The organism is Streptosporangium sp. DT93, assembly GCF_049844535.1.
Lineage (GTDB): Bacteria > Actinomycetota > Actinomycetes > Streptosporangiales > Streptosporangiaceae > Streptosporangium.
In genome coordinates this window covers 271887-294961 of sequence record NZ_JBNCLF010000006.1, presented here as the reverse complement: position 1 = coordinate 294961, position 23075 = coordinate 271887, and the positions used below count along the sequence as shown (strand labels likewise).

The 23075-nt window shown below is 73.3% G+C and carries 22 protein-coding genes; 14 read left to right on the top strand and 8 right to left on the bottom strand.

The features are described 5' to 3' along the window. Positions 1 to 3 precede the first annotated feature (3 nt). Positions 4 to 1542: a DHA2 family efflux MFS transporter permease subunit gene (locus ACLQ2R_RS16010; RefSeq protein ID WP_425960277.1), complete on the top strand. Its 1539-nt coding sequence runs from the start codon at positions 4 to 6 to the stop codon at positions 1540 to 1542. Here the strand turns inward: ACLQ2R_RS16010 and ACLQ2R_RS16005 are convergent. Beyond that, positions 1539 to 2303, bottom strand: a complete 765-nt coding sequence (locus ACLQ2R_RS16005) for a hypothetical protein (RefSeq protein ID WP_425960276.1) — start codon at positions 2301 to 2303, stop codon at positions 1539 to 1541. The genes ACLQ2R_RS16010 and ACLQ2R_RS16005 overlap by 4 nt on opposite strands. 171 nt (positions 2304 to 2474) lie before the next feature. Between ACLQ2R_RS16005 and ACLQ2R_RS16000 the strand changes: the two genes are divergently transcribed. The 5 genes from ACLQ2R_RS16000 (at position 2475) to ACLQ2R_RS15980 (ending at position 6695) form a co-directional block, all read left to right on the top strand. Then, on the top strand, positions 2475 to 3479 hold the full coding sequence (locus tag ACLQ2R_RS16000; RefSeq protein ID WP_425960275.1) for an AAA family ATPase: 1005 nt from the start codon (positions 2475 to 2477) through the stop codon (positions 3477 to 3479). Then, positions 3476 to 4456 (top strand): DUF58 domain-containing protein, encoded by a 981-nt coding sequence (locus ACLQ2R_RS15995; protein ID WP_425960274.1) that lies wholly within the window; start codon positions 3476 to 3478, stop codon positions 4454 to 4456. The genes ACLQ2R_RS16000 and ACLQ2R_RS15995 overlap by 4 nt, the downstream gene beginning before the upstream one ends. Beyond that, a complete protein-coding gene (locus ACLQ2R_RS15990; protein WP_425960273.1) occupies positions 4453 to 5400 on the top strand; it encodes a VWA domain-containing protein in 948 nt (315 codons plus the stop codon). Before ACLQ2R_RS15995 ends, ACLQ2R_RS15990 begins: the two co-directional genes overlap by 4 nt. A gap of 32 nt (positions 5401 to 5432) precedes the next feature. After that, positions 5433 to 6035, top strand: a complete 603-nt coding sequence (locus ACLQ2R_RS15985; protein ID WP_425960272.1) for a class I SAM-dependent methyltransferase — start codon at positions 5433 to 5435, stop codon at positions 6033 to 6035. Positions 6036 to 6137: 102 nt separating this feature from the next. Next, positions 6138 to 6695, top strand: a complete 558-nt coding sequence (locus ACLQ2R_RS15980) for a TrmH family RNA methyltransferase (protein ID WP_425960271.1) — start codon at positions 6138 to 6140, stop codon at positions 6693 to 6695. Between the two features lie 129 nt (positions 6696 to 6824). Here ACLQ2R_RS15980 and ACLQ2R_RS15975 read toward each other — a convergent pair whose 3' ends face one another. Beyond that, positions 6825 to 8585, bottom strand: coding sequence for a cytochrome b (locus ACLQ2R_RS15975; RefSeq protein WP_425960270.1), 1761 nt, complete (start codon positions 8583 to 8585; stop codon positions 6825 to 6827). A 227-nt stretch (positions 8586 to 8812) separates the two neighbouring features. Between ACLQ2R_RS15975 and ACLQ2R_RS15970 the strand changes: the two genes are divergently transcribed. From ACLQ2R_RS15970 to ACLQ2R_RS15955, 4 genes are all read left to right on the top strand, one after another. Next, the gene (locus ACLQ2R_RS15970; RefSeq protein WP_425960269.1) at positions 8813 to 9610 is read left to right on the top strand and encodes a glycerophosphodiester phosphodiesterase family protein; all 798 of its coding nucleotides are present in this window, start codon (positions 8813 to 8815) and stop codon (positions 9608 to 9610) included. Positions 9611 to 9719: 109 nt separating this feature from the next. Then, entirely contained in the window at positions 9720 to 11075 is a 1356-nt protein-coding gene (locus tag ACLQ2R_RS15965; protein ID WP_425960268.1) for an MFS transporter, read from the top strand. Positions 11076 to 11222: 147 nt separating this feature from the next. Further along, positions 11223 to 11567 (top strand): RNA polymerase-binding protein RbpA, encoded by a 345-nt coding sequence (locus ACLQ2R_RS15960; RefSeq protein ID WP_089205581.1) that lies wholly within the window; start codon positions 11223 to 11225, stop codon positions 11565 to 11567. A gap of 359 nt (positions 11568 to 11926) precedes the next feature. Continuing rightward, positions 11927 to 12772 carry an isocitrate lyase/PEP mutase family protein gene (locus tag ACLQ2R_RS15955; protein ID WP_425960267.1) on the top strand — a complete coding sequence of 282 codons (846 nt, stop codon included), beginning with the start codon at positions 11927 to 11929 and terminating at the stop codon, positions 12770 to 12772. Between the two features lie 328 nt (positions 12773 to 13100). Here ACLQ2R_RS15955 and ACLQ2R_RS15950 read toward each other — a convergent pair whose 3' ends face one another. Together ACLQ2R_RS15950 and ACLQ2R_RS15945 are read right to left on the bottom strand one after the other, a co-directional pair. Then, positions 13101 to 14309, bottom strand: coding sequence for a PP2C family protein-serine/threonine phosphatase (locus ACLQ2R_RS15950; protein WP_425960266.1), 1209 nt, complete (start codon positions 14307 to 14309; stop codon positions 13101 to 13103). A 199-nt stretch (positions 14310 to 14508) separates the two neighbouring features. After that, complete coding sequence (locus ACLQ2R_RS15945; protein ID WP_386233504.1) at positions 14509 to 14766, bottom strand: hypothetical protein; 258 nt, start codon at positions 14764 to 14766, stop codon at positions 14509 to 14511. A gap of 246 nt (positions 14767 to 15012) precedes the next feature. On the opposite strand from ACLQ2R_RS15945, the gene ACLQ2R_RS15940 reads away from it, so the two are divergent. From ACLQ2R_RS15940 to ACLQ2R_RS15930, 3 genes are all read left to right on the top strand, one after another. After that, positions 15013 to 15897, top strand: a complete 885-nt coding sequence (locus tag ACLQ2R_RS15940; protein ID WP_425960265.1) for an MHYT domain-containing protein — start codon at positions 15013 to 15015, stop codon at positions 15895 to 15897. Between the two features lie 214 nt (positions 15898 to 16111). Next, the gene (locus ACLQ2R_RS15935) at positions 16112 to 17233 is read left to right on the top strand and encodes a S1 family peptidase (protein WP_425960264.1); all 1122 of its coding nucleotides are present in this window, start codon (positions 16112 to 16114) and stop codon (positions 17231 to 17233) included. Positions 17234 to 17297: 64 nt separating this feature from the next. Continuing rightward, positions 17298 to 17861 carry a snapalysin family zinc-dependent metalloprotease gene (locus tag ACLQ2R_RS15930; RefSeq protein WP_425960263.1) on the top strand — a complete coding sequence of 188 codons (564 nt, stop codon included), beginning with the start codon at positions 17298 to 17300 and terminating at the stop codon, positions 17859 to 17861. 166 nt (positions 17862 to 18027) lie between these two features. On the opposite strand, the gene ACLQ2R_RS15925 is transcribed toward ACLQ2R_RS15930, so the two are convergent. Continuing rightward, positions 18028 to 18519: a GNAT family N-acetyltransferase gene (locus ACLQ2R_RS15925; protein WP_425960262.1), complete on the bottom strand. Its 492-nt coding sequence runs from the start codon at positions 18517 to 18519 to the stop codon at positions 18028 to 18030. 236 nt (positions 18520 to 18755) lie between these two features. Between ACLQ2R_RS15925 and ACLQ2R_RS15920 the strand changes: the two genes are divergently transcribed. After that, positions 18756 to 19199, top strand: coding sequence for an SRPBCC family protein (locus tag ACLQ2R_RS15920; RefSeq protein ID WP_425960261.1), 444 nt, complete (start codon positions 18756 to 18758; stop codon positions 19197 to 19199). Between the two features lie 126 nt (positions 19200 to 19325). Here ACLQ2R_RS15920 and ACLQ2R_RS15915 read toward each other — a convergent pair whose 3' ends face one another. The 3 genes from ACLQ2R_RS15915 to lnt form a co-directional block, all read right to left on the bottom strand. Further along, positions 19326 to 19922: an FxsA family protein gene (locus tag ACLQ2R_RS15915; protein WP_425960260.1), complete on the bottom strand. Its 597-nt coding sequence runs from the start codon at positions 19920 to 19922 to the stop codon at positions 19326 to 19328. A 106-nt stretch (positions 19923 to 20028) separates the two neighbouring features. Beyond that, the gene (locus ACLQ2R_RS15910) at positions 20029 to 20799 is read right to left on the bottom strand and encodes a polyprenol monophosphomannose synthase (RefSeq protein WP_425960259.1); all 771 of its coding nucleotides are present in this window, start codon (positions 20797 to 20799) and stop codon (positions 20029 to 20031) included. Beyond that, positions 20799 to 22541 (bottom strand): apolipoprotein N-acyltransferase, encoded by a 1743-nt coding sequence (lnt, locus tag ACLQ2R_RS15905; RefSeq protein ID WP_425960258.1) that lies wholly within the window; start codon positions 22539 to 22541, stop codon positions 20799 to 20801. Before lnt ends, ACLQ2R_RS15910 begins: the two co-directional genes overlap by 1 nt. Between the last annotated feature and the right edge of the window lie 534 nt (positions 22542 to 23075).

Here is a 23075-nt window from a genome sequence, read left to right as displayed (position 1 = left end):
CCGATGAGCGCCCGTACCGCGAATGACGGCGGGACGAGCGCGCCCGCCGGCCGGGCCCGGGGCGCCGCGACCGCCCCGGGCCCGGCCGGGACCCTGCTGGTCGTCGTCGTCGGCTCGATCATGTCCGTGCTGGACATCACCATCGTCAACGTCGCCGTGCACCCGCTGGCGACGGCGTTCGGCGCATCGCTCGCCACCGTCCAGTGGGTGGCCACCGGCTACACCCTCGCCCTCGTCGCCGTCGTCCCCGCGGCGGCCTGGAGCATGGACCGCTTCGGCGCCAAGGGCGTCTACCTCACCGCGCTGGTCCTGTTCACCCTCGGCTCGGCCCTGGCCTCGCTCGCCTGGAGCATCGAGACCCTGGTGCTGTTCCGGGTGCTGCAGGGACTCGGCGGCGGCCTGCTGATGCCGGTCGGCATGGCGATGGTCATCCGCGCCTCCGAGCGGGAACGGATGGGCAGGACGATGGCCGTGCTCGGCATCCCGGTCCTGATCGGGCCGGTGAGCGGGCCGGTGCTGGGAGGCTGGCTCATCGACGCCGCCTCCTGGCACTGGATCTTCCTGGTCAACCTGCCCGTCGGCGCGGTGGCGCTGCTGCTCGCGGTACGCCTGCTGCCGCCCGGCGAGCCACGGCGGACCCGGAGGCTGGACGTGCCCGGCCTGCTGATGCTCTCGCCGGGGCTGGCCCTGCTCATCCACGGCCTGTCCACCGGCGGCGAGCGCGGCGACCTGACCGCGCCCGGGGCGTCGGCGCCGATCGTCGCGGGAGTGCTGCTCTGCGCCGGGTTCGTCGCCCGCGGCCTGACCGCACGCGACCCGCTGCTGCGCCTGCGCCTGTTTCGCGAGCGCACCTTCGCCGCGGGCCTGGCCACCATGACCCTCTTCCCCTGCGGCTACTTCGGGTCGATGCTGCTGACGCCGATGTACTACCAGACGGTCCGGGAGCTCGGCGCCGCCCAGGCCGGCCTGCTGGGCGTGCCGCTGGCCGTCGCCGTCGGCCTCTCCATGCAGATCGCCACCCGGCGCGTCGACCGGGTCTCCCCCCGGCTGGTGGTCGTCTCCGGCGTCGCGCTGGCCGTGCTCGGCCTGTCGTCGTTCACCGCCCTGCTCGGACCGGACACGTCCTACTGGTCGCTGTGCGGGGCGATGCTGGTCATGGGGGCCGGGGTCGGCATGGTGATGATGCCGGTCAGCACGGCCGCGACCCGCGACCTGCCCGCCGACGACGTGCCCTCCGGCAGCACCCTGCTGAACATCGTCTCCCAGGTCGGGGTCTCGCTCGGCACGGCGCTGCTGCCGGTGGTGCTGGCATCGGCCACCGGAGACGCGGCGGGCGCGGCAGGCGCGGCAGGCATGGTGGGCGCCGCCGAGCGGGCCGGCGCGTTCCGGCACGCCTACTGGTGGGCCGTCGCGCTGCTGGCCCTCGCCGCCCTGCCGGCACTGCTGCTGCCCTCAGGGCCTTCACGGCCCGCACGGCCCGCACAACCAGCACGGCCCTCGGGGGGCGTACCGGCCCCGGCATCACCGGGAACGCGACCCTAGATGGGATCCTCCTCGTCGCCCTCGCCGTCGTCCGGCCCCGGGGTGCCGGTCCCGCTCTGGCTGGGCGACGGCGACGTGGTGGGCCGGCCGGGCGGGGTCTGCGACGGCACCGGCGGCGGGGTCGGCACGAAGACGGTGGGCGGCAACGGCCTCGGCGGCTGCTCGAACTCCTCCTCCCCGCGCAGCAGGAGCCACATCATCACGGCCAGCAGCACCAGCAGCGCGGCCAGCGCCACCGCGGCCACGATCACCGACCGGCGCGTCTCGGTCGGGGGCGGCGCGCTCTGCGGTGGCGGTGGCAGCGCGGGCGAGCGGTCGCCCACCCAGTGCGGGGCGAAGTCCGGTCCGTGCCGTTCCCCGATCAGCGTGCCGCTGACCAGCACGGGTTCCAGGAACCACTCGGCCCCCGCCCGCTCCGGCTCGTACGGGGTGGCCACCCAGGGGGCGTTCCCGCCGTCCATGGCCAGCACCTGCGGCAACGCGTCGGCCACCGCGGTACGCCCGCGCGCGGCCCTGGCCACCCAGCCTCGCACGCCCGAACGGCTGGCCATCGCGTCGCGGACACCGGTGACGAAGCGGTCCCTGGCCGCCGGGTCGAGCGCGGCCCCCCTGGTCAGCACCGCGACCGAGACCGCCCGGCCGTCGGGCGCCAGCCCCAGGTAGACCAGCCCCGCCGGTCCCACGCGCAGCCGGGCCTGCAGGAGGAAGGGCCCCAGCCGGGGCGGGTCGCCGTACTGCAGCGGAGTGGCCACGTCTGACATGAAAGCACACCGGCGCGACGGCACGGATCGGCGCGGGAACGGCCGCGCCGGGCGGCCCCCGCCCGCCCCCCCGCCCCGCGGCGACCCCCCGAGGACGCGCCGGGCACGCCGCCGGGGAACGCCAGGCGGAGCCGCCGTGCGAACGGTCATTTCATTTGATGGAATACCGGCATGACCGTCGCCGAAGAACTGCCGAGCGATACCGACACCGGACTGCTGCGCGACGCCCTGACCGAGGTCCGGCGGGTCATCGTGGGGCAGGACCACATGGTGGAGCGTCTGCTCGTCGCGCTCCTGGCCCGGGGGCACTGCCTGCTGGAAGGCGTTCCGGGGGTCGCCAAGACCCTGGCCGCCTCGACGCTGGCCACCGTGGTCGGCGGAGCGTTCGCCCGCATCCAGTTCACCCCCGACCTGGTCCCCAGCGACATCGTGGGAACCCGGGTCTACCACCCCTCCCGCGAGGCCTTCGACGTCGAGCTCGGCCCGGTGTTCGTGAACTTCCTGCTCGCCGACGAGATCAACCGGGCCCCGGCCAAGGTCCAGTCGGCGCTGCTGGAGGTGATGGCGGAGCGGCAGGTGACCCTCGCCGGGCAGACCCATCCGCTGCCCAGGCCGTTCATCGTGCTGGCCACCCAGAACCCGATCGAGTCCGAGGGCGTCTACCCCCTGCCGGAGGTCCAGCGCGACCGGTTCCTGTTCAAGGTCCGCGTCACCCACCCCAACGCCCACGAGGAGCTGGAGATCCTGCACCGGATGAGCGTGACCCCGCCCACCCCCCGCCCGGTGCTCGATCCCGAGCGGCTGGCCGCGCTGCAGACGATGGCCGACCAGGTCTCGGTCCACCAGCTCGTCGCCGACTACGTGGTCAGGCTCGTGATGGCCACCCGCTCCCCCGCCGAGTACGGCCTGGCCGACCTGGAGGAGAACATCGAGATCGGCGTCAGCCCCCGGGCCACCCTCGGCCTGGTCGCGGCGGGACGCGGCCTGGCCCTGCTGCGCGGCCGCGACTACCTCCTCCCCGACGACATCCGCGACGTGGCGGTGGACGTGATGTCCCACCGGCTGATGCTCACCTTCGACGCCCTGGCCGACGGGATCGACCCCGAGGACGTGGTCCGCCAGATCCTGACGGCCGTGCCGCCGCCCCTGGTCGTCTGGAACCAGGGCCCCCGGTGACCCCTCCCGAGCACCACCGCGGGAACGCGCCCCACACCTCCATCCATGCGCTGCGCCGCCTCGAGCTCACCATCGTCCGCCGCCTGGACGGCCTCATGCAGGGCTCCTACCAGGGGTTCCTGCCCGGTCCCGGGAGCGAGTTCGGCGACAGCCGGGGGTATGTCCCCGGCGAGGACGACATCCGGCGGATGGACTGGGCGGTGACCGCCCGCACGACCGTCCCGCACGTACGGGACCTGATCGCCGACCGGGAGCTGGAGACCTGGGCCCTGGCGGACCTGTCGCCCAGCATGGACTTCGGCACCTCGGGCATGGAGAAGCGGGACCTGGTCGTGGCCGCCGTCGGGGCGATCGGTTTCCTGTCGGGCCGGATCGGCAACCGCTTCGGCGCCTACGTGCTGCACGACGAGTACATCCACCGGATGCCCGCCCGGGGCGGCCGGCCCGCCCTGTACGGCCTGCTGCACTCCCTGACGGAGGCCCCCAGGGGCCGGATCGTCGCGGACGCCCCCGATCTGGCGGAGGCGATCGAGGTGCTGGCCTCGGCGCGGCGCCGGCGCGGCCTGCGGGTGGTCGTCTCCGACTTCCTCGACGCCGCGCCGACCCTGGACGCGGGCCTGGAGAAACCCTGGGAGCGGCCGATCCGGCGGCTCGCCGCCCACCACCAGGTGCTGGCCGTCGAGGTGATCGACCCTCGCGAGCTGGAGCTGCCGGCGGTGGGCCTGGTCAACCTGACCGACCCGGAGTCCGGGCGGAGCCGCCAGGTGCACCTCACCCCCAGGATCCGCCGGGCGTACGCGGAGGCCGCCGCCGCGCAGCGGGACGCCAACCAGGTGGCGCTGCGCCGCTGCGGGGTGGCCCACCTGGTGCTGCGCACCGACCGCGACTGGGTCGTCGACATCGCCCAGTTCGTCCTTCGGCAGCGGCGCATGGCGCACGTGACCCATCGGCCCCCGAGGTCGGGAGCGACACGGTGACCTTTCTCTCTCCGGTATGGCTCTGGTTGTTCGCCGCGCTGGCCCTGCTCGTGGCGGGGTACGTGGCGGCCCAGTTCTCCCGGCGCCGCTACGCGCTGCGCTTCACCAACCTGCCGCTGCTGGACCTGGTGACGCCGTCGGCGCCGGGCTGGAGGCGGCACGTGGCGCCCGCGCTGTTCCTCGTCATGATGATCCTGCTGATCGTGGGCGCGGCCCGTCCCGCCGACTCGGTGCGCGTCCCCCGCGACCGCGCGACGATCATCATCGCGCTGGACGTCTCGCTGTCCATGGAGGCCGACGACGTACGGCCGAACCGGATCGCCGCCGCCAGGGAGGCGGCGCAGAAGTTCGTCTCCGACCTGCCGGAGCGCTTCAACGTCGGACTGGTCGCCTTCGCCCGCTCCTCCTCGGTCGTGGTCTCCCCCACCACCGACCACGAGGCCGTGGTGACCTCCCTGGGCACCCTGACCACCCGGGCGGGCACCGCGATCGGCGAGGCGGTGTTCAGCTCCCTGGAGGCCCTGCGCTCCTTCGACCAGCGGGCGGTGACCGACCCGCCGCCCGCCGCGATCGTGCTGCTCTCCGACGGGGACAACACCTCGGGCCGTTCGGTGACCGAGGCCATCGAGTCGGCGAAGAGCGTGCGGGTGCCGGTCTCCACGATCGCGTACGGGACCCAGGAGGGGACCGTCTCGATCGAGGGACGCGACGTGCAGGTGCCGGTGAACAAGGCCACCCTGCAGAGCCTGTCGGACGGGACGGGCGGCCGGGCCTACGAGGCGGAGTCGGGCAGCCAGCTGCGGCAGGTCTACGAGCAGATCGGCACCTCGCTGGGGTACCGGACGGTCAGCCAGGAGATCACCCAGTGGTTCGTGGTGGCGGCGATCCTGGCCGGGCTGGTGACCGCGGGGGCGGCGCTGCTGCTGGGGTCGCGGCTGCCCTGAGCCGCTCCCGGCCGTTGGTAACGTTCTACGCCGTGGCCCATTACTTCGAGGAGCGTCCCGAGACGGCCGGCCGGCCCGGCTCGGTCACGCTCGTGCTCCCCGACCTTCACCTGAGGCTGGAGACCGACAGCGGGGTGTTCTCCGCCGAGCGCGTCGACCAGGGCACGCGGATCCTGCTGGAGAGCGTCCCCGCGCCCCCGGCGGACGGCGACCTGCTCGACCTGGGCTGCGGCTACGGGCCGATCGCGCTGACGATGGCCTCGCGCGCTCCCGGGGCGACCGTCTGGGCGGTGGACGTCAACCGCAGGTCCGTGGATCTCTGTGCTCGCAACGCGCGGGCCGTCGGCCTTGACAAAGTAAGGTCGCTGCACGTCGACGAGGTGCCTCCGCAGGTGCGCTTCTCCGCCATCTGGTCCAATCCGGCGATCCGGATCGGCAAGACGGCCATGCACGAGATGCTGACCCGCTGGCTGTCGCGTCTGACCCCGGACGGCGTCGCCCACCTGGTGGTCCAGAAGCACCTGGGGTCGGACTCGCTGCAGCGCTGGCTGAACGAGCGGGGCTGGCCCGCCGAGCGGGTGGCCTCCCGCTCGTCGTACCGCGTCCTGCGGGTGGAGGCCGGTGCGGAACGGTGACCACGGCCCCGGGACGGCCCCGTGGGCGCCCCGGGACGGCCGCGCGCGACGACGGTGAACGACGAGCAACGACGACGAACGGCGAGGAACGGTGAACGACCGATGACGGCGAATCCGCGCAGGCAGCTGCGCCCGACCGATGTCAAGCGCCTCAACCGCGGCTGGCGAAGGAACACCGAGGGGCGGCTGGCGCTGATCGTGGAGTCGGTGACCGGCCCGTTCAACATCGGCTCCATCTTCCGCACGGCCGCGGCCTTCGGCGTGGAGCGGATCTGGCTGGCGGGCAACGCCACCCCGCCGACCAATCCCAAGGCGCAGAAGACCGCGCTGGGCACCGACCGGCTGGTGGCGTGGGAGCAGCCGGTCCCGGTGCTGGAGGCCCTGCGGGCCGCCAAGGAGGACGGGTTCACCGTGGTGGCGGTGGAACTGACCGGTGACGCGGTCCCGCTGTCGCAGGCCCGGCTGGAGGGCGACGTCTGCCTGGTGGTCGGCAGCGAGGACCACGGCTGCTCCCCCGCGCTGCTGGAGGCCGCCGACGGCGTCTGCTACATCCCGCAGGTCGGCCGGGTGGGCTCGTTCAACGTCGCGGTCGCGGCGGCGATCGCGGTGGCGGAGGCCCGCCGCCAGGAGTGGGCGGGCAAGGGGGCACCGGCGGAGTGAGGCCGGCCGGGGCACCGCCGGGGCACCACGGAGCACCGCCGGAGCACCGCCGGAGCACCGCCGGAGCCCGGCTTGAGGACCCGGCCGGAGCACTGCCGGAGCCCGGCTTGAGGACCCGGCCATGACCGCTCAGCCGATCGGGGGCCGCCTCTTCCCGGTGCCGGAGCCGATGGCCGCCTGCCCCTCGCTCCCCTCCGTGCCGGGCTCCCCGGAGACGTACCCCTCCCCGGGACGGTCGCCGTGGCCGTTCCCTGAGTGGCCGTTCTCGCCGTCCAGCGGCACCTTCTCGCCGCCGTAGGTCCTGCTCATCAGGGCGCGGAGCCTGGCGATCCGGCCGTGCCCCCGCCCTGACGGCACCCCCGTGCCGCCGGGCCCCTCGTCGTCCCCTGCCCCGTCGCCGGCGGCCCTGGCGCCGCCGTCGTCCTCGGAGACCCCGGCGAGCATCGGCACCGGCTGCTTGCCCCTGATGTGGGCCTCGATGGACTCGTTGGGCGGGACGTGCACCTCGATGTACTCGCCCGTGGGCCGGCGCCGGATGACGCCCGTCTCCACGCCGTGGCTCAGGTTCGCCGCGTCCCTGCGCTGCAGGCCCAGGCAGATGCGGTAGGTGACGTAGTACGCCAGGGCGGGCCCTGCGAAGACCAGCACCCGGCCGATGACGATCATCGTGTTCAGCGAGAGGCGGAAGTAGGCGGAGATCACGTCGTTGGAGGCCATCAGCCACAGGACGCCGTAGAAGGTGACCGCCGACATGCCGATCGCGGTGCGGTGCGGGTTGTCGCGGGGACGCTCGGCGATGTGGTGCTCGCGGCTGTCGCCGGTGACCCAGCGTTCGGCGTAGGGGTAGAGGGCCAGGCCCGCCAGGATGATGCCCATCGGGGCGAGCGCCGGGAGGATCACGCTCATCGGCAGCGTGAAGCCCAGGAAGTTGATCTCCCAGCCGGGCGTCAGGCGGAGCGACCCGTCGAGGAACGCCAGGTAGAAGTCGGGCTGGGACCCGGCGCCGATGGCCGAGGGGGTGTAGGGGCCGAACAGCCAGACCGGGTTGATCTGGGCGAAGGTGCCCAGCAGCGCGATGATCCCGAAGGTGAACATGAAGTACGCGCCGGACTTGCCGAGGAAGGACGGGTGGAACGGCCCGCCCACCACGTTGTCGTTGGTGCGGCCCTTGCCCGGCATCTGGGTGTGCTTGAGCACCCAGGTCAGCATCATGTGCGCGGTGATCAGCGCCAGCAGGACGCCCGGCAGGAGCAGGATGTGGATCGTGTAGAACCGGCCGATCACGTCGTCCCCGGGGTACTCGCCGCCGATCAGGAAGAACGTGAGCCAGGTGCCGACCAGCGGCAGCGACTGCGCCACGCCCGCGGTGATCCGCAGGCCCGCTCCCGACAGCAGGTCGTCCAGCAGGGAGTAGCCGGTCAGGCCCTCGAACAGCGACAGCGCCAGCAGCGCCACCCCGATCAGCCAGTTGATCTCGCGCGGCTTGCGGTAGGCGCCGGTGAAGAAGACCCGGAGCATGTGGATCATCATGCCGCCGATGAACATCAGGGCCGCCCAGTGGTGCATCTGGCGCATCAGCAGGCCGCCGCGCACGTTGAAGCTGATCTCCAGCGACGAGGCGTACGCCTCCGACATCAGGACGCCCCGCAGCGGCTCGTAGGCCCCCTGGTAGGGGATCTCCAGCATGCTGGCCTTGAAGAAGAGCGTCAGGAACGTCCCGGTCAGCAGCAGGATGATGAACGAGTAGAGCGGGATCTCCCCCAGCAGGAACGACCAGTGGTCGGGGAAGACCTTCCGGATGTTCCGCTTGACGAAGTTGCCCGCGCCGAGGCGGTCGTCGAGGTAGCCCGCCGTGCTCGCCAGCCTCGTCCGGTCGTGTGCTCTGCTCATGCGTGGTCTCCGTTCCCACGGATCCCGGCCCCGGCGTCGCCGTGCCCCCGGAAAACCGCACCGGCCCCACGGCGGAGCCCGCCGTGGACGCCCAGGTCCTCTCATCATTCCCGGCCCCATACAGGCCAGGGCAAAGGGAACGTCCAGGTCGTGTTTCGGAGCTTGTGACCCAAACGTTCACCTGGGCGCGATGACGTGCCCGGCCCGCAGGGGGCATACTCCTGCACGTGCAGCGCCGTTACGCCTTCCTCGACCATCCCGGCCCGCTGGCGTTCGCCCACCGGGGCGGCGCCTCCGAGGGCAGGGAGAACACCTTCGCCGCCTTCGAGCGTGCCGTCAGGCTCGGTTACACGTACCTGGAGACCGACGCGCACGCCACCGCCGACGGGGTGCTCCTGGCCTTCCACGACCACACCCTGGACCGGGTGACCGACCGCCGGGGCCGGATCGCCGAGCTGCCGTACCGGGCGGTGCGCCAGGCGCGGATCGGCGGCGTGGACGAGATTCCCCTGATGGAGGACCTGCTGGGGGCCTGGCCCGAGGCGCGCTTCAACATCGACGTCAAGGAGGCGGCGGCCGTCGCCCCGCTCGCCGAGGCGATCCGCAGGACCTCCTCCCACGACCGGATCTGCCTGACCTCCTTCTCCGAGGAACGCCTCCAGCGGGCCCGCGCCGCGATCGGCCGCGACGTGTGCTCCGCGCTGGGGCCGCGCGGCGTGGCGACCCTGCGCGCCGCGGCCACCACCTCCGGGTACGGCCGCCTGCTCGCCCGCCTGACCCGCGCCGGGATACCGTGCGCGCAGGTCCCGGTGGGCTTCCGCGGCCTGCGGATCACCACGCCCTCCCTGATCCGCACGGCGCACGCGCTCGGCATGCAGGTCCACGTGTGGACCGTCAACGACACGACGGCGATGCGGCGCCTGCTCGACCTGGGGGTGGACGGCCTGATGACCGACGACATCTCCGGGCTGCGCGACGTGCTGGCCTCCCGGGGCCAGTGGTATCCCGGCAGCCTCGCCGCGTGAACGACCCCGCCCCCGGGCCTCCCCACCCCCGCTCTCACCGCTCCTGCCGCTCGTCCCGCCTCTTGTGCGACCCCCGTCCCGTCCCCCGCCAGCGAACCGAGGACCCCCCATGACCTCAGCACAGGCCGTCGAGGAGAGCCCGGCCTCCCGCCGCCGGGAGCAGCGCGGCTGGTACTTCTACGACTGGGCGAACTCCGCCTTCCCGACCACCGTCCTGACGGTCTTCCTCGGCCCGTACCTGACGACGATCGCCGAGACCGCCGCCCAGGGACGCCCGTACGTGGACGTGCTCGGGTTCGACGTGCGGCCCAGCGCCTACTACTCCTTCGTGGTGGGGGTCGCGGCGATCCTGCAGATCCTCCTGATGCCGATCGTGGGCGCGCTGGCCGACCACACCGGCCGCAAGAAGGAGCTGCTGGGCCTGTTCGCCTACCTCGGCGCCGGTGCCACGCTGTGCTTCTGGTTCGTCGCCGACGGGCGCTACCTGCTGGGCGGCGCGCTGTTCCTCGTCTCCAGCGTCGCCTTCGCCGCCGCGTTCGTGATCTACAACTCGTTCCTGCCGGAGATCGCCACGGCGAACGAGCGCGACAGGGTCTCCGCCAGGGGGTGGGGGTTCGGCTACCTCGGCGGCGGCCTGCTGCTCGCCGTCCACCTGGGCCTGTTCCTCTACCACGAGTCCTTCGGCATCACCGAGGGCGACGCCGTGCGCATCGCCCTGTCGTCCGCGGGCCTGTGGTGGGGCGGGTTCACGATCATCCCGCTGCTGCGGCTGCGCAACCGGCGGGCCGCGCCCGCGGGCGCCGAGACGGCCGGCCGGGCCGTGGCGGTCAGCCTCCGGGAGCTGGGCCGCACGATCAGGGAGCTGCGGCGCTACCCGCTGACCCTGGGCTTCCTGGTCGCGTACCTGATCTACAACGACGGCGTGCAGACCGTCATCTCCTTCTCCGCCACCTACGCCGACAAGGAGCTCGGGCTCGACCAGACGGTGCGGATCGCGGCGATCCTGATGGTGCAGTTCGTGGCGTTCTTCGGGGCGCTGCTGCTCGGCCGCCTCGCCGCCTCCTACGGGGCCAAGCGGGTCGTGATGGTGGCGCTGGTGGCCTGGATCGTCGTGGTGGCCGTGGCCTACTTCCTGCCCCGGGGGTCGGCGGCGGCGTTCTTCGGGCTGGGCTTCGCCATCGCGATCGTGATGGGCGGCACCCAGGCCCTGTCGCGGTCGCTGTTCTCCCACGTGATCCCGAGGGGCAAGGAGGCGGAGTACTACAGCCTGTACGAGATCAGCGACAAGGGGGCGACGTTCCTCGGCTCGTTCACCCTCGGCCTGGCGCTCCAGCTGACCGACAGCTACCGCCTGGGAATCATCTCTTTGGTGATCTTCTTCGTGCTCGGGCTGGTGCTGCTCGCCCTCATCGACCTGCCCAAGGCCATCCGGGCGGCCGGCAACGAGGTGCCGGAACGCATCTGAGAACACCCTCGGAAAGGGCCCCTCCGCAGACCGGGTCAAGAACGTGCGATTGGATCACCCCGTCTGTGGGAATCCACACACGGTACCAAGCGTTGTACGCCGTGGGAGACGAACCCCTACGACGGGGCCCTCAGGAGGCATTCAGACATGGGCGAGCGTGCGCTACGCGGGACCCGGCTCGGAGCGACCAGCTACGAGAACGACCGCAACACCGATCTGGCTCCGCGCCAGGAGGTGTCCTACACCTGCCCGAAGGGCCATCGATTCGACGTTCCGCTCGCCGCCGAGGCCGAGATCCCGGCGACCTGGGAGTGCCGCATGTGCGGCGCGACCGCCCTGCGGGTGGACGGCGAGCTGCCGGAGGCCAAGAAGGCCAAGCCCCCGCGGACGCACTGGGACATGCTGCTGGAGCGCCGCACGATCGAGGATTTGGAAGAGGTGCTCAACGAGCGCCTGGCGATCCTGCGCGCCCAGCGCCGCAAGAGCGCCTGACCGCCCGGAGAGCCCGGAGAGCCTCGAAGGAACCCTTCATCCCCCCAGGGGTGGAGGGTCCTTCGCTGTCACCTGCCGGACGTCCCCGCCTCACGAGCGGTCCGGCACGGCACAGCACCGCACGGCACGGCATGGCACGGCATGGCACCGCACGGCACGGCACGGCCGCATGATCCGGTCCGCTCCGGCACGACGGGGTGGACCGGTCCCGCGAACAGGTCCCTCCCGTGGGTGGACCGGCCCCGTGGACAAGCCCGTTCCCTGTGCGAAGCGGTCCGGTCCTCCGTAGGAAATGGCCCGGTCGGCAGGTGCCGGATCGGCTCTCAGGCCGGCCCGTTCCTTCCCCTAGGGTCGTCGTCATGACCGTTTCGATCAACGATGAGGCCGGCGGCCCGGCCCTGGCGGCCGCCGCCGCGAAGACCGCCGCGAAGACCGCCGGGAAGGCCGCCGCGCTGCGCGCGCTGCACGTGCCGGGCCGCCCCCTGGTGCTGCCCAACGTCTGGGACGCGGCGTCGGCCCGCGCCGTCGAGGCCGCGGGCTTTCCGGCGATCGCCACCGGCAGCGCGGCGATCGCCCCGGTGCTCGGGTACGACGACGGCGAGCAGGCGCCACCCGAGGAGATGCTGGCCGCCGTGGCCAGGATCAGCCGGGCGGTGTCCCTGCCCGTCACCGCCGACGTGGAGCGCGGCTACCGGCTGGAGCCCGCCGAGCTGGTGAGGCGGCTCGCCGCCGCCGGGGCCTCGGGATGCAACCTGGAGGACTCCGACCCCGCCACCGGCGCGTCGATCGACGCCGACGAGCAGGCCGGCCTCCTGCGTGCCGTCCGGGCCGCGGCCGAGGACGCCGGGACGGACCTGGTGATCAACGCGCGGGTCGACGTCTTCATGAACGGCACCGGGAGCGACGAGGAGCGCCTGGCCGAGGCGGTACGGCGGGGCCGCCTGTACCTGGAGGCCGGCGCCGACTGCGTCTACCCGATCTTCGCGTCCGAGGCCGGGATCATCCGTGAGCTGACCGGCCGGATCGACGGGCCGGTCAACATCCTGTTCCGTCCCGGCACGCCGTCGCTCGCCGAGCTCGCGGAGCTCGGGGTGGCCCGGGTGAGTTACGGCCACGGCCTGCACCGTGCCGTGTCCGCGTACGCGGACCGGATGTTCGCGGCGATCCGGGACGGCGAGAGCCCCTACCCGCCCGCCACCCCCTGAGCGTGGTCCGGGGCCCCGCCCCCCCCCCCCCCCCCCCCGGCCCCCCCGGCCCGGCCCCCCCGGCCCCCCCCCCCCCCCCCCCCCCCGGCCGCTGCGGGGCCCCGCGCCCGCCCCCGGGTGGGGGGCGGCGCGCCCCGCGGCCGCCCCCCCCCCCCCCCCCCCCCCCCCGGGGGGGGGGGGGGGCCCCCCCCCCCCCCCCCCGCCCCCCCGGGCACACGTGGGACGCCTGACCCTCCGAACCCGGCCCCGCCCCGGGCACACGTGGGACGCCGCGGCCCTGCACGCTCGGCCTCACACGCCCGGCCCCGCACGTGGGACCCCCTCGCCCCTACAGGTGCAGCCTGTCCTGGGACCCGCCGCGCCACTCCACCAGCAGCACCGTGGCGTCGTCCTGGAGCATGCCGTCGTGGTACTTGAGGATGTTGCGCACCAGGCGGCGCAGGGTCTCGGGCACCGGCAGGCCGTCGGCGTTGTAGCGGATGATGAAGTCGATGAAACGCTCCAGGCCGAACTCCTCGCCCTTCCGGTTGCGGGCCTCGGTCATACCGTCGGTGTAGATGAGGACGCGGTCGCCGGGCTCCAGCTGCTCCCTGCACTGGGTCACGGGCAGGTCCAGGTCCAGGCCCACCGGGTGGGCGGGAGGGCAGTGCAGGGTGGTGACCCAGCGCCCGTTCCTGATCACCACCGGCGGGTGGTGGCCGCGGTTGACCCAGCTGAACACGCCGGTGCGCAGGTTCAGGTTGGCCAGGACGGCCGTGGCGAAGCGGTTGGCCGCGCCGAACTCGGCCACCAGGACCTTCTCGATCCCCATGCTGACCTCGACCAGGCCGGCCCCCTGGCGGCGGTGGTTGCGGCAGGCCGCCACCGCGAGGTTGGCGGTCAGCCCGGCCGAGGCGTCATGGCCCATCGCGTCGAAGACCGCCAGGTGGACGGTCTCACCGGCCAGCGCGTAGTCGAAGGCGTCGCCACCGAGCTCGTACGCCGGCTCCAGCGCGGCCCCGATCACCACGTCCTCGTTGGCGAAGATCGGCGCCGGCAGCAGGTTCCACTGCATCTCGGCGGCCACGTTCATCGGCCGGGTCCGCACCATCCGGGCGTAGGAGTCGCTGTTCTGGCGTTTGCTCGCCAGCAGCAGCGCGGAGATCGACGCCAGGTGCCGCATGTCCTCCTGGGCGTGCTCGTTCCCGGGACGGGCGCTGACGCGCAGCACCCCGAGGCGTTCGGTGCCGTCCAGCAGCGGCACCCACCACGGGTACTCCTCGCCTCCCGGGGCGGGGCCGGGGCCGGCCAGCACGCGCACCTCCTGGAAGGCGCGTCCCGCCAGCGTCCCGTCGATCCGCAGCTCGGCCGTCTCCGGCTCCGCGCCGGCACCGGCGGCGAGCCCCTTGCCGGTTACCAGCCGGAGCACGTCCTGCTGGAGGTCGGCCAGGTAGATCAGCACGTCGTGCAGGCCGGCGTGGGCGGCGTGTTCCGCGATGAGGCCGGGCAGTTGCTCCAGCGCGCTCAGGTGGCTGGCCTCGACCAGCCCGGCGAGCATCCTCGCCCGTCCCTCGAAAGGCCCGCCGCCCCCCGCGCCCCCCGTGCCCCCCGTGCCCCCCGGGCTCGTCACCGATTCGTCCGCTCCCACGCCCACCCGCCGAGTGTCATCACTCATCACCGTCCGACAGTACTCGCCGCGACTGACCGCTCGACAGCCCTCCGGGGCCAGGCGGGCGTGCGGACGGCCGATCGGCCGGTCACCAGCGGTCGGCGGACAGCTCGACGCCCTCGACCCGGTCGTAGATCACCACCCCGTCCGTCAGCCTGACCACGCGCACCCTCCGGGCGAGCCCGGCGGTCTCCAGCTCGCGGGCCGAACGCACCGCGTACTGCGGGAAACGGTAGCGGTCACGGGTGGCACCGGGCGGGTCGTCGCGTTCGCAGACCACCTCGTAGCGGTCTTCCGGCCAGATCGGGGGCAGCGCCTCCAGGCCTCGATCGACGGGCGGTGCCATCGGGCCCGCCTCCTTCCTGTGGATCTCACGTGAGGTGAACGGAACGTACTCGAAGTGATCGGTTAAGACATTCGCAATAACCCCATTATGGCCTTTCGGAACGAGACAACTGTAAGGTGAGCACCCCTCGCGGTGATTGGCCGGTCAGTCAATCACCGCCGAACGATCTCCCCTGCCGTCACGAACTCCGGCGATCCCGGCTTGTTCTGGCACGTTCCATTCCTCCGCTTCCGCCAGGAGCCTGACATGTCCCCCATCGACCATTTCGCCTACGGGCTCGCCACTCCGGTCGCCTCGTACGTCATGTCGAGCATCGGCTCCCTGCTGGGTCTGCTGCTCGCCGCGCGGGCGCGCGGGGCCCAAGGCGGCTCACGCGCACTCTGGCTCATCGGCGCGGCCCTGTCCATCGGCGGGACCGGCATCTGGGTGATGCACTTCATAGCGATGATGGGCTTCGACGTGCGGGGCGCGTCGATCCGCTACGACGTCCCGCTGACCGTCGCCTCCGCGCTCCTGGCCGTGGTCGTCGTCGGCGCGGGCCTCTTCCTGGTCTCCCGCTCCGCCGACCTGGGCTCCCTCCTCGGCGGCGGGCTGCTGACCGGTCTCGGCGTGGCGGGCATGCACTACCTGGGCATGGCGGCCATGAACATGTCCGCCCAGGTGAACTACGACCCCGTGCTGGTCGGGCTCTCCCTGCTCATCGCCGTGACCGCGGCGACGGTGGCCCTGTGGTTCAGCGTGCGGGTGCGCGGGGCCGCCGCCACGACCGGCGCCGCCCTGCTGATGGGCCTCGCGGTGAACGGGATGCACTACACCGGCATGTTCTCCATGGACGTCACCGTGCACGGCACCTCCTCACCGACGAGCGGGGCGGAGGGGATGGACTTCATGCTGCCGCTGCTCGTCGGGATCAGCATGCTCACCCTCGGCCTGCTCCTGACGATCTTCCTGTCCCCCTCCGAGCAGGAGATGCGCCAGGACGCCGAACTCCGGGAGCAGCTCCGGCGCAACCGCTCCGGCGACGGCCCCTCCCCCGCAGGCCCTTCCCCCGCCGGTCCGATGGAGCCCCACACCCGCCCCGCCCGCGACCGCGGCCCCTCCCTCTTCGACGACCGCGGCCCCGGCCGCTGAGACGAGCCCGGAGCGGCCGCGAACCTCCGCGGCCCCCCGCCCGCGGAAGCCGTCACACGGCCGCCGTGCGGCCCGCCACGCGGCCCCGCGCCGCCCTCCACGACGGCCGGGAGAACGATCGGTGGCCCCATAACATCGCGATAGGGAATCTTTGAGAGATCCCGCAGGGCGCCTTCGGCAAATACCTTGACATCACCCCTCACAAGGAGTGTTCATGTTACGTCGAGGTACCTTCCTGGCCGGCGCCACCACCGTGGCCCTGTACCTGGCCGCCACCGTGGCCCCCGCCTTCGCAGCACCCGCCGTCTCCGCCCCCAAGCCCCCGGACGCGATGGTGGAGGCCCTCCAGCGCGACCTCGGCCTCACCGCCGAGCAGGCCGTCCAGCGCCTCGCCAACGAGCAGCGCGCCGCTGCCTCCGAGGCCGCCCTGACCAAGCAGCTCGGTGCCAGCTACGCCGGCGCCTGGCTCAACGCTGACGCCTCGCAGCTCTCGGTGGCCACCACCGACGCCGCGGCCGCGGCCGCCATCAGCGCCAAGGGCGCCCAGCCCGTGGTCGTGAGCCGGTCCCTGAACGACCTCAACGCCCTCAAGGACAAGCTCGACGGCGCCTCCGCCGAGGCGAAGGCCGGCGCGTCCCTGTGGTACGTGGACGTCGCCAGCAACACCGTCGCCGTCAACGCGAGCGACCAGGCGGCCGGCGAGGCCCTCATCGCCGCCGCGGGCGTCGACAAGAACGCCGTCAAGGTGGCGGTCACCAACGAGAAGCCGCAGACCTACATCAACCTCGTCGGCGGTGCCGCCTACTACATCGGCGGCAGCCGCTGCAGCATCGGCTTCTCGGTGCGCCGTGGCACCGCCCCCGGCTTCGTGACCGCCGGTCACTGCGGCAGGGCCGGCGCCACCACCAGCAACCCGTCCGGTTCCTTCTACGGCTCGTCGTTCCCCGGTAACGACTACGCCTTCGTCTCCACCCCCGGCCACACCCCGACCCCCTACGTCCGTGGCTCCGGCGGCTCCCAGGTCCTCGTCCGCGGTGCCACCCGCGCGGCGGTCGGCGCCTCGATCTGCCGCTCCGGCTCCACCACCGGCTGGCGCTGTGGCACCGTCCAGCAGTTCAACGCCACCGTCAACTACGCGCAGGGCTCGGTCAGCGGCCTGACCCGCACCAACGTCTGCGCCGAGCCGGGCGACTCCGGCGGCTCGTTCATCTCCGGCAACCAGGCCCAGGGCATGACCTCCGGCGGTTCGGGCAACTGCTCCTCCGGTGGCACGACCTACTTCCAGCCGGTCGGCGAGGTCCTCTCGGCGTACGGGCTGACCCTGGTCACCGGCTGATCCACCCTCCTCACCAGCTGCTCGTCATGAGCAACCCCCCGATGGCCGAGGAGGCTCGCTAGAAATGTCAAGATTCATTCGCTCCGGTATCGCCTTCATCCTGGGCCTGGCCTTCCTGGTGACGGCCGCACCGTCCCAGGCGGCCACCGCCAAGGCGGAGACCGGTACGGCGGCGGTCCGCGTGCTCAGGTACGACGCCAGCAGGGCCGCGGAGTTCAGGTCGGTCGTGGACCAGGCGGCACAGGTCTGGAACTCCCGCGTCACCAACGTACGACTGGTGGCCGGCACGCCCGCGGACTTCGTGGTGCTCGCCGACAACGGCTGGCCGCGCGCACAGCCGACCAGCCTGGGTCGCGGCACCATCTGGATGGGGCGGCAGGCGACGTCGCAGGGGTACTTCCCGCTGCGGATCGCCACGCACGAGATCGGTCACATCCTGGGCCTGCCGGACCGGCGCACCGGTCTGTGCACGGACCTGATGTCCGGTTCGAGCGCGCCCGTCTCCTGCACCAACGCCAACCCGAGCACGGCGGAGAGAGCATCGGTCCAGAGGAACTTCGCGGGGTCCACCCCCTCGATCACCTTCGGTGAGCTCTACGTCGACGTTCCCCAGCTCGCGGCGTCCTAGACGCTCGCGAACACCCTCGCCGGTCCGGCCGAGTCACTCGGCCGGGCCGGCGAGCACGTTTTCCCGCCCCGGGCGGGAGGGCGGTCCCGCCGTCGCGGGGTCTCCCTCCCGCCCGGAACGCCGCCCGCCCCCCGCGTGGACGCCGCCCGCGCTCCGGGCGGGACGGTCACAGGGACTTCTCGAAGCAGTGCGAGCCCGCGAGCCCCTCGTAGGGGGCGAAGACCGGGACGGGCGTGTAGCCCTCCCGCAGGTACATCCGCACCGCGTCCGGCTGGCGGGGGCCGGTCTGCAGCACGATCCGCGAGGCGCCCCGGCCGCGGGCCACGTCCTCGGCGGCGGCCAGCAGGGCCTGCGCCACGCCGCCGCCCCGCTCGGCCGGGGTCACGAACATCCGCTTGAGCTCCAGCTCGCCGCCGAGCGCGCGCAGGGCCACGTGCCCGACCGGGACGCCCAGGGCCGAGCGCGCGACGCCGGTGTAGACGACCGTGGCGGGGTCGACGTTCATCCCCTCGGGGATCAGGCCGGGGACGGCGATCAGGTCGGCGTAGCGGGCGTCCATCTCCTCGGTCATGGCCCGCCGCAGCGCGACGGCGGCGTCGTCGTCCCAGCCGACGGCCGTGACCGTGATCGGGCCGCTCCTGGCCGCGAACGTTCCCACCGGGTCCCCCGTCTCCGCTCCCCGGACCGCTCCGGGCCGGTACACGACATTCCGCTCCCCGGACCGCTCCGGGCCGGTACACGATATCGGGACATGTCCCGCGGCGCCCTCCGGGAAGACGCGCCCCGGCCCTTCGGGAGGTCGTCCCGCGATCACGGGACGGGACACGTCCTGCGGGGAGACGCGCCCCGGCCCTCCGAGGAGTCGTCCCGCGATCACGGGGAAGGATCCCGAGGGTGACCCGTTCCCGCATCAGCGTCTCCGTGGACGCCCACGCCCGGCCCGAGCAGGTGTTCTCCGTGCTGACCGACTGGTCCAGGCACGACGAGTGGATGGTGCTGACCCACGCGCGCGTCGCCTCCGGGGACGGCCGCAGCCCGGGAAGCCGACTCGCCGCCTTCACCGGGGTGGGACCGGTCGGCTTCCTCGACACCATGGAGATCACCGAGTGGGACCCGCCGTCGCGCGTGGGGGTCCGGCACACCGGGCGGCTGGTACGCGGCACCGGGGTCTTCCGCGTGCTGCCCCGGGAGGGCGGCGGCAGCACGATCGTCTGGGAGGAGGAGCTCGACGTGCCGTTCGGCGCGGCCGGGCGGCTCGGCTGGCGGGTGATCGCGCCGCTGAACGCGGCGCTGTTCCGGCTCTCGCTCCGCAGGCTGGCCGCGCTCAGCGACCGGTGAGGCCGGGTGCGTCCCTCACGTCGCGGGCCGGTCGTGCTCAGCGGCCGGGGAGGCCCGTTCCGGAGGCCGCCGTGCTCGGCGGAGGACGAGACCGGCCCCGGCTCTCGTCCCGCGAGCCGGTCGTGCTCAGCGGCCGGGCAGACCCGTCGGGGGCCGGCCCGTCTCCCCCGCGCCGCCGGGGGCGGCCGGTTCGTCGTGGATCACCTCGCCGTGGACGACCGGCGCACCGGGGGCGCGTCCCTGGGCTCCCGGGACCCGCCCGTCGGCCCGCAGCCCTTCGAAGGGCGAGCCGGGCCCGCCGAAAGGCCCTCCGAGCGGTCCGCCGAGACCGGCCCCGGTCATGCTCTTGGAGACCATGGTGCGGACCCGGCGGGCGAAGAACCAGGTCGCCACCCCGCGGACCATCGGCCGGGTGAACGGCAGCAGGCACAGGAAGCCGAGGACGTCGCTGAGGAACCCGGGGGTGAGCAGCAGCGTGCCGCCCACCAGGACCAGCGCGCCGTCGGCGAGCTCGCGGTCGGGCATCCGCCCGCTCTGCAGCGCGCCCTGGAGGTTGCGCCAGGCGCGGCGGCCCTCGCGCCGCACGATCCAGGCGCCGAGCAGGCTGTCGGCGAGCAGGATGGCCACCGTCGGCCAGCCGCCGATGACCTGCCCCACCTGGATGAGGACCCAGATCTCGAGGACCGGCACCACGAGGAAGATCAGGAACAGCAGGAAACGCATCTTCGCCTCACCTCACGTGACAGCCGTACGACATGACAACGTCCGGGGACCCCGGCGCGTTCCGTGTTCGCTCAGCGTGGACTTCCCGCCGTGACCGGCGCGGCGCTCAGCGGCCGGGACGACGGCGGCGGTCGCGGCGGCGGCGTATGCGGGCGGGCAGGCCCGCGATCCCCCAGACGGTGACGCGCCACAGCGCCTCCAGGATGATGGCACGGCTCATCTTGCTGGCCCCGACGGCGCGCTCCACGAACGTGATGGGGACCTCCTTGATCCGCAGTCCCTTGTGGGCGGTGCGCAGGGTCAGGTCCACCTGGAAGCAGTAGCCCTGCGACTCCACGTCGTCCAGCCCGATCTTCTCCAGGGTGGAGGCCCGGTAGGCGCGAAATCCCGCGGTGGCGTCGCGGACCGGCAGGCCGAGGGCGAGACGGCTGTACATGTTGGCGCCGCGCGAGAGCAGCTGCCGCGACGCGGGCCAGTTGACCACCTTGCCGCCGGGCACCCACCGGGACCCGATCGCCAGGTCGGCGCCGCGGGCCAGCGCCCTCAGCAGGGCGGGCAGCGCCTCGGGCGGGTGGGAGCCGTCGGCGTCCATCTCCACCAGGACGTCGAACCCCTCCGCCAGGCCCCAGCGGAAGCCCGCGATGTAGGCCGAGCCCAGCCCCTGCTTGCCGCCCGGCCGGTGCATCACGTGGATCTGCTCGTCGTCGGAGGCGAGCTTGTCGGCGATCGCCCCGGTGCCGTCGGGGCTGTCGTCGTCGGCGATCAGCAGGTGGACCTCGGGTGCGGCCTCGCGCAGGCGCCGGACGATCAACGGCAGGTTCTCCCGCTCGTTGTACGTCGGGACGACGACGAGCACCCTGCCAAGCATCCGCTCCATCACGCGTCTCCCACCTGACGATCGTCCTGCCGGTCCGATGACCGGCCCGCTGCCCGTCCCACGGTCCCCGCCCGCCGCCGCCCGGTGATCGCCGCGGCGGCCAGCGCGCAGGCCCCCATGAGCATGAGGGCCCACTCGGGCAGCGCGCCCACGCGGGTGGCGATCGTCTGCGCGGTCCTGACAGGAACGGTCAGGACGTTCGACGCGGGCACCAGTTCCTCGGTGCGCCAGGCTATCGAGCCATTGGGGGTCACATATGCCGATATACCCGTAATTGCGGAAGTGATCACCGCCCGATTGTGCTCCACGGCCCGCAACTGGGACATGGCGAGCTGCTGCGGCGGCAGGTTCGTGAGCGCGTAGGTGGCGTTGTTGGTCTGTACCACCAGCGGCGTGGCACCCGTCCGGGCGGTGCCGTTCACGACCTCGTCGTAGGCCACCTCGTAGCAGTTGATCGCGCCGATCGTCACCGGGCCCATCCGCAGGTCGCCGTCCCGGGTGCCCGCCACCGACTGCTTGCCGACCAGGGAGGCCCGCTCGAACAGGGCCAGCACCAGTTCCTTCATCGGGGTGAACTCCCCGAAGGGCACCAGGCGCTGCTTGTCGTAGTGGGCGCCGGGCCCGGTCACCGGGTCCCAGACCAGGCTGCGGGTCGCGCGCTCGTTCCGTCCCACCCCGACCACGGCGCCGACCAGCACGGGCACCCCGACGTCCCGTACCGCCGCGTCGATCTCGCTCCGGGCGAACGCGCTGCGCAGCGGGTCGATGTCGGTGGAGTTCTCCGGGAGCACCACCAGGTCGGGACGGGGAACCCGCCCCGACCGCACGTCGTCGGCCATCCGGTGCAGCAGCCGGTTGTGGTTGCCCAGCACCACGGCGGGCTCGTCGCCCAGCGGGTGCATGCCCCGGCCGGGGACGTTGCCCTGGATGACGCCGACGGTCACGCTGCGGCCCTCGTCGCCGTACCGGGGAACGGCCAGGGCCGCCGCCGGCACGGCCAGCGCCCCCACCAGCGGCAGGACCAGGCCCAGCGCCGCCCGCGGGACACCGGGCGCTCCGGGGGTCCGGGAGACCGGGGGGACCGGGGGGACCGGGGAGCCGGGCGCGTCCGGGGAGCCGGGCGGCGGAGCCTGGGCGGACCGCGGGGCCGTGAGCGCCCGCGCCGCCGCCAGCGCGAGCAGGCCCCCGCACAGCGCCACCGCGAAGCTCACCAGCGGCGCCCCGCCGAGGGCGGCGTACGGGGTGAAGGGCGACTCGCCCTGGCCGAAGGCCACCCGGGCCCACGGGAAGCCGCCGAAGGGGAAGCGCCCCCGCGCCCACTCGGCCGCCACCCAGAGCGCGGCGCTCCACAGGGGCCACAGACGCAACCGGGACACCAGTGCGGCTCCCGCTCCCCAGAAGGCGTAGTAGGCGCTCTCGATGGCCACCAGGCCCAGCCAGGCGTCCGCACCGATCGGGCTCACCCAGCGCAGGGCGGGCAGCAGCAGGGCCAGGCCCGCGAGCAGGCCCAGCCAGGCGCCGCGGCGCGGGCGGACGCCGTGCACCGCCAGCATGATCGCGGCCATGCCGGGCGGGGCCAGGAACCACAGGCCGGCCGGCGGGAAGGCGCAGAACACCAGCAGGCCGCCGGCCACCGCGCCGGCGATCCGGGCCGCCGGAACCGGCCGGGACCGCGTGCCCGCGGGCGGATCGCCCTGCGCGGGCGTCCCCGGCGCCGGGCCTGCCGTCTTGTCCAGCACCACGGGCGGGGCTCCTTGCGATCTCACGGGCGGCACGGGTGGCACGGCGGGCTGTGCCCCGTCCTGCGGTCTGAACGTTACCTCCCGGCGGACGTACCCCTGAAGTCCGGCGCCCGATCGCGGGCCCGGACAGAGGCCCGGGCACAGACCCGGGCACAGACCCGGGCACAGGCCCGGACACGGCAACGGGGCGGCCGGGGTGTCGACGGACACCCCGGCCGCCCCGACGCTTGCGGCGCTCGCACGGGAGCGGGAAGAGAGCCCGGGTCACCCTTCGGACCGGTTCCGTCCCGTCGGCGGCGGGCGCGGATTGCCGTTGTCTACTGGGTGCCCGGACTCCTCCTGGGTCCAACCCCCCGCCCGGAAGGAGTGCCCCGCCTCGACGGACTGCCGGCCCTGCGCCTGGCTGTAGGGACGGGCGTGACCCCGTCACGGGCGCAGGAGACGGCGATGTCGAAAGGCGGCCGACCGGCCAGTCCCGTGCTGGACTGGGCAGCAAACTACCGAGCCCAGCGCAGATGTCAACCGTGTCACCAA

What these genes read in the sequence shown, in the direction of transcription:
- ACLQ2R_RS16010 (WP_425960277.1), top strand. Translation starts at nt 4, where the DNA reads ATGAGCGCCCGTACCGCGAATGACGGCGGGACGAGCGCGCCCGCCGGC.
- ACLQ2R_RS16005 (WP_425960276.1), bottom strand. Translation starts at nt 2,303, where the DNA reads ATGTCAGACGTGGCCACTCCGCTGCAGTACGGCGACCCGCCCCGGCTG.
- ACLQ2R_RS16000 (WP_425960275.1), top strand. Translation starts at nt 2,475, where the DNA reads ATGACCGTCGCCGAAGAACTGCCGAGCGATACCGACACCGGACTGCTG.
- ACLQ2R_RS15980 (WP_425960271.1), top strand. Translation starts at nt 6,138, where the DNA reads ATGACGGCGAATCCGCGCAGGCAGCTGCGCCCGACCGATGTCAAGCGC.
- ACLQ2R_RS15975 (WP_425960270.1), bottom strand. Translation starts at nt 8,585, where the DNA reads ATGAGCAGAGCACACGACCGGACGAGGCTGGCGAGCACGGCGGGCTAC.
- ACLQ2R_RS15965 (WP_425960268.1), top strand. Translation starts at nt 9,720, where the DNA reads ATGACCTCAGCACAGGCCGTCGAGGAGAGCCCGGCCTCCCGCCGCCGG.
- ACLQ2R_RS15960 (WP_089205581.1), top strand. Translation starts at nt 11,223, where the DNA reads ATGGGCGAGCGTGCGCTACGCGGGACCCGGCTCGGAGCGACCAGCTAC.
- ACLQ2R_RS15955 (WP_425960267.1), top strand. Translation starts at nt 11,927, where the DNA reads ATGACCGTTTCGATCAACGATGAGGCCGGCGGCCCGGCCCTGGCGGCC.
- ACLQ2R_RS15950 (WP_425960266.1), bottom strand. Translation starts at nt 14,309, where the DNA reads ATGCTCGCCGGGCTGGTCGAGGCCAGCCACCTGAGCGCGCTGGAGCAA.
- ACLQ2R_RS15945 (WP_386233504.1), bottom strand. Translation starts at nt 14,766, where the DNA reads ATGGCACCGCCCGTCGATCGAGGCCTGGAGGCGCTGCCCCCGATCTGG.
- ACLQ2R_RS15940 (WP_425960265.1), top strand. Translation starts at nt 15,013, where the DNA reads ATGTCCCCCATCGACCATTTCGCCTACGGGCTCGCCACTCCGGTCGCC.
- ACLQ2R_RS15935 (WP_425960264.1), top strand. Translation starts at nt 16,112, where the DNA reads ATGTTACGTCGAGGTACCTTCCTGGCCGGCGCCACCACCGTGGCCCTG.
- ACLQ2R_RS15930 (WP_425960263.1), top strand. Translation starts at nt 17,298, where the DNA reads ATGTCAAGATTCATTCGCTCCGGTATCGCCTTCATCCTGGGCCTGGCC.
- ACLQ2R_RS15915 (WP_425960260.1), bottom strand. Translation starts at nt 19,922, where the DNA reads ATGCGTTTCCTGCTGTTCCTGATCTTCCTCGTGGTGCCGGTCCTCGAG.
- ACLQ2R_RS15910 (WP_425960259.1), bottom strand. Translation starts at nt 20,799, where the DNA reads ATGGAGCGGATGCTTGGCAGGGTGCTCGTCGTCGTCCCGACGTACAAC.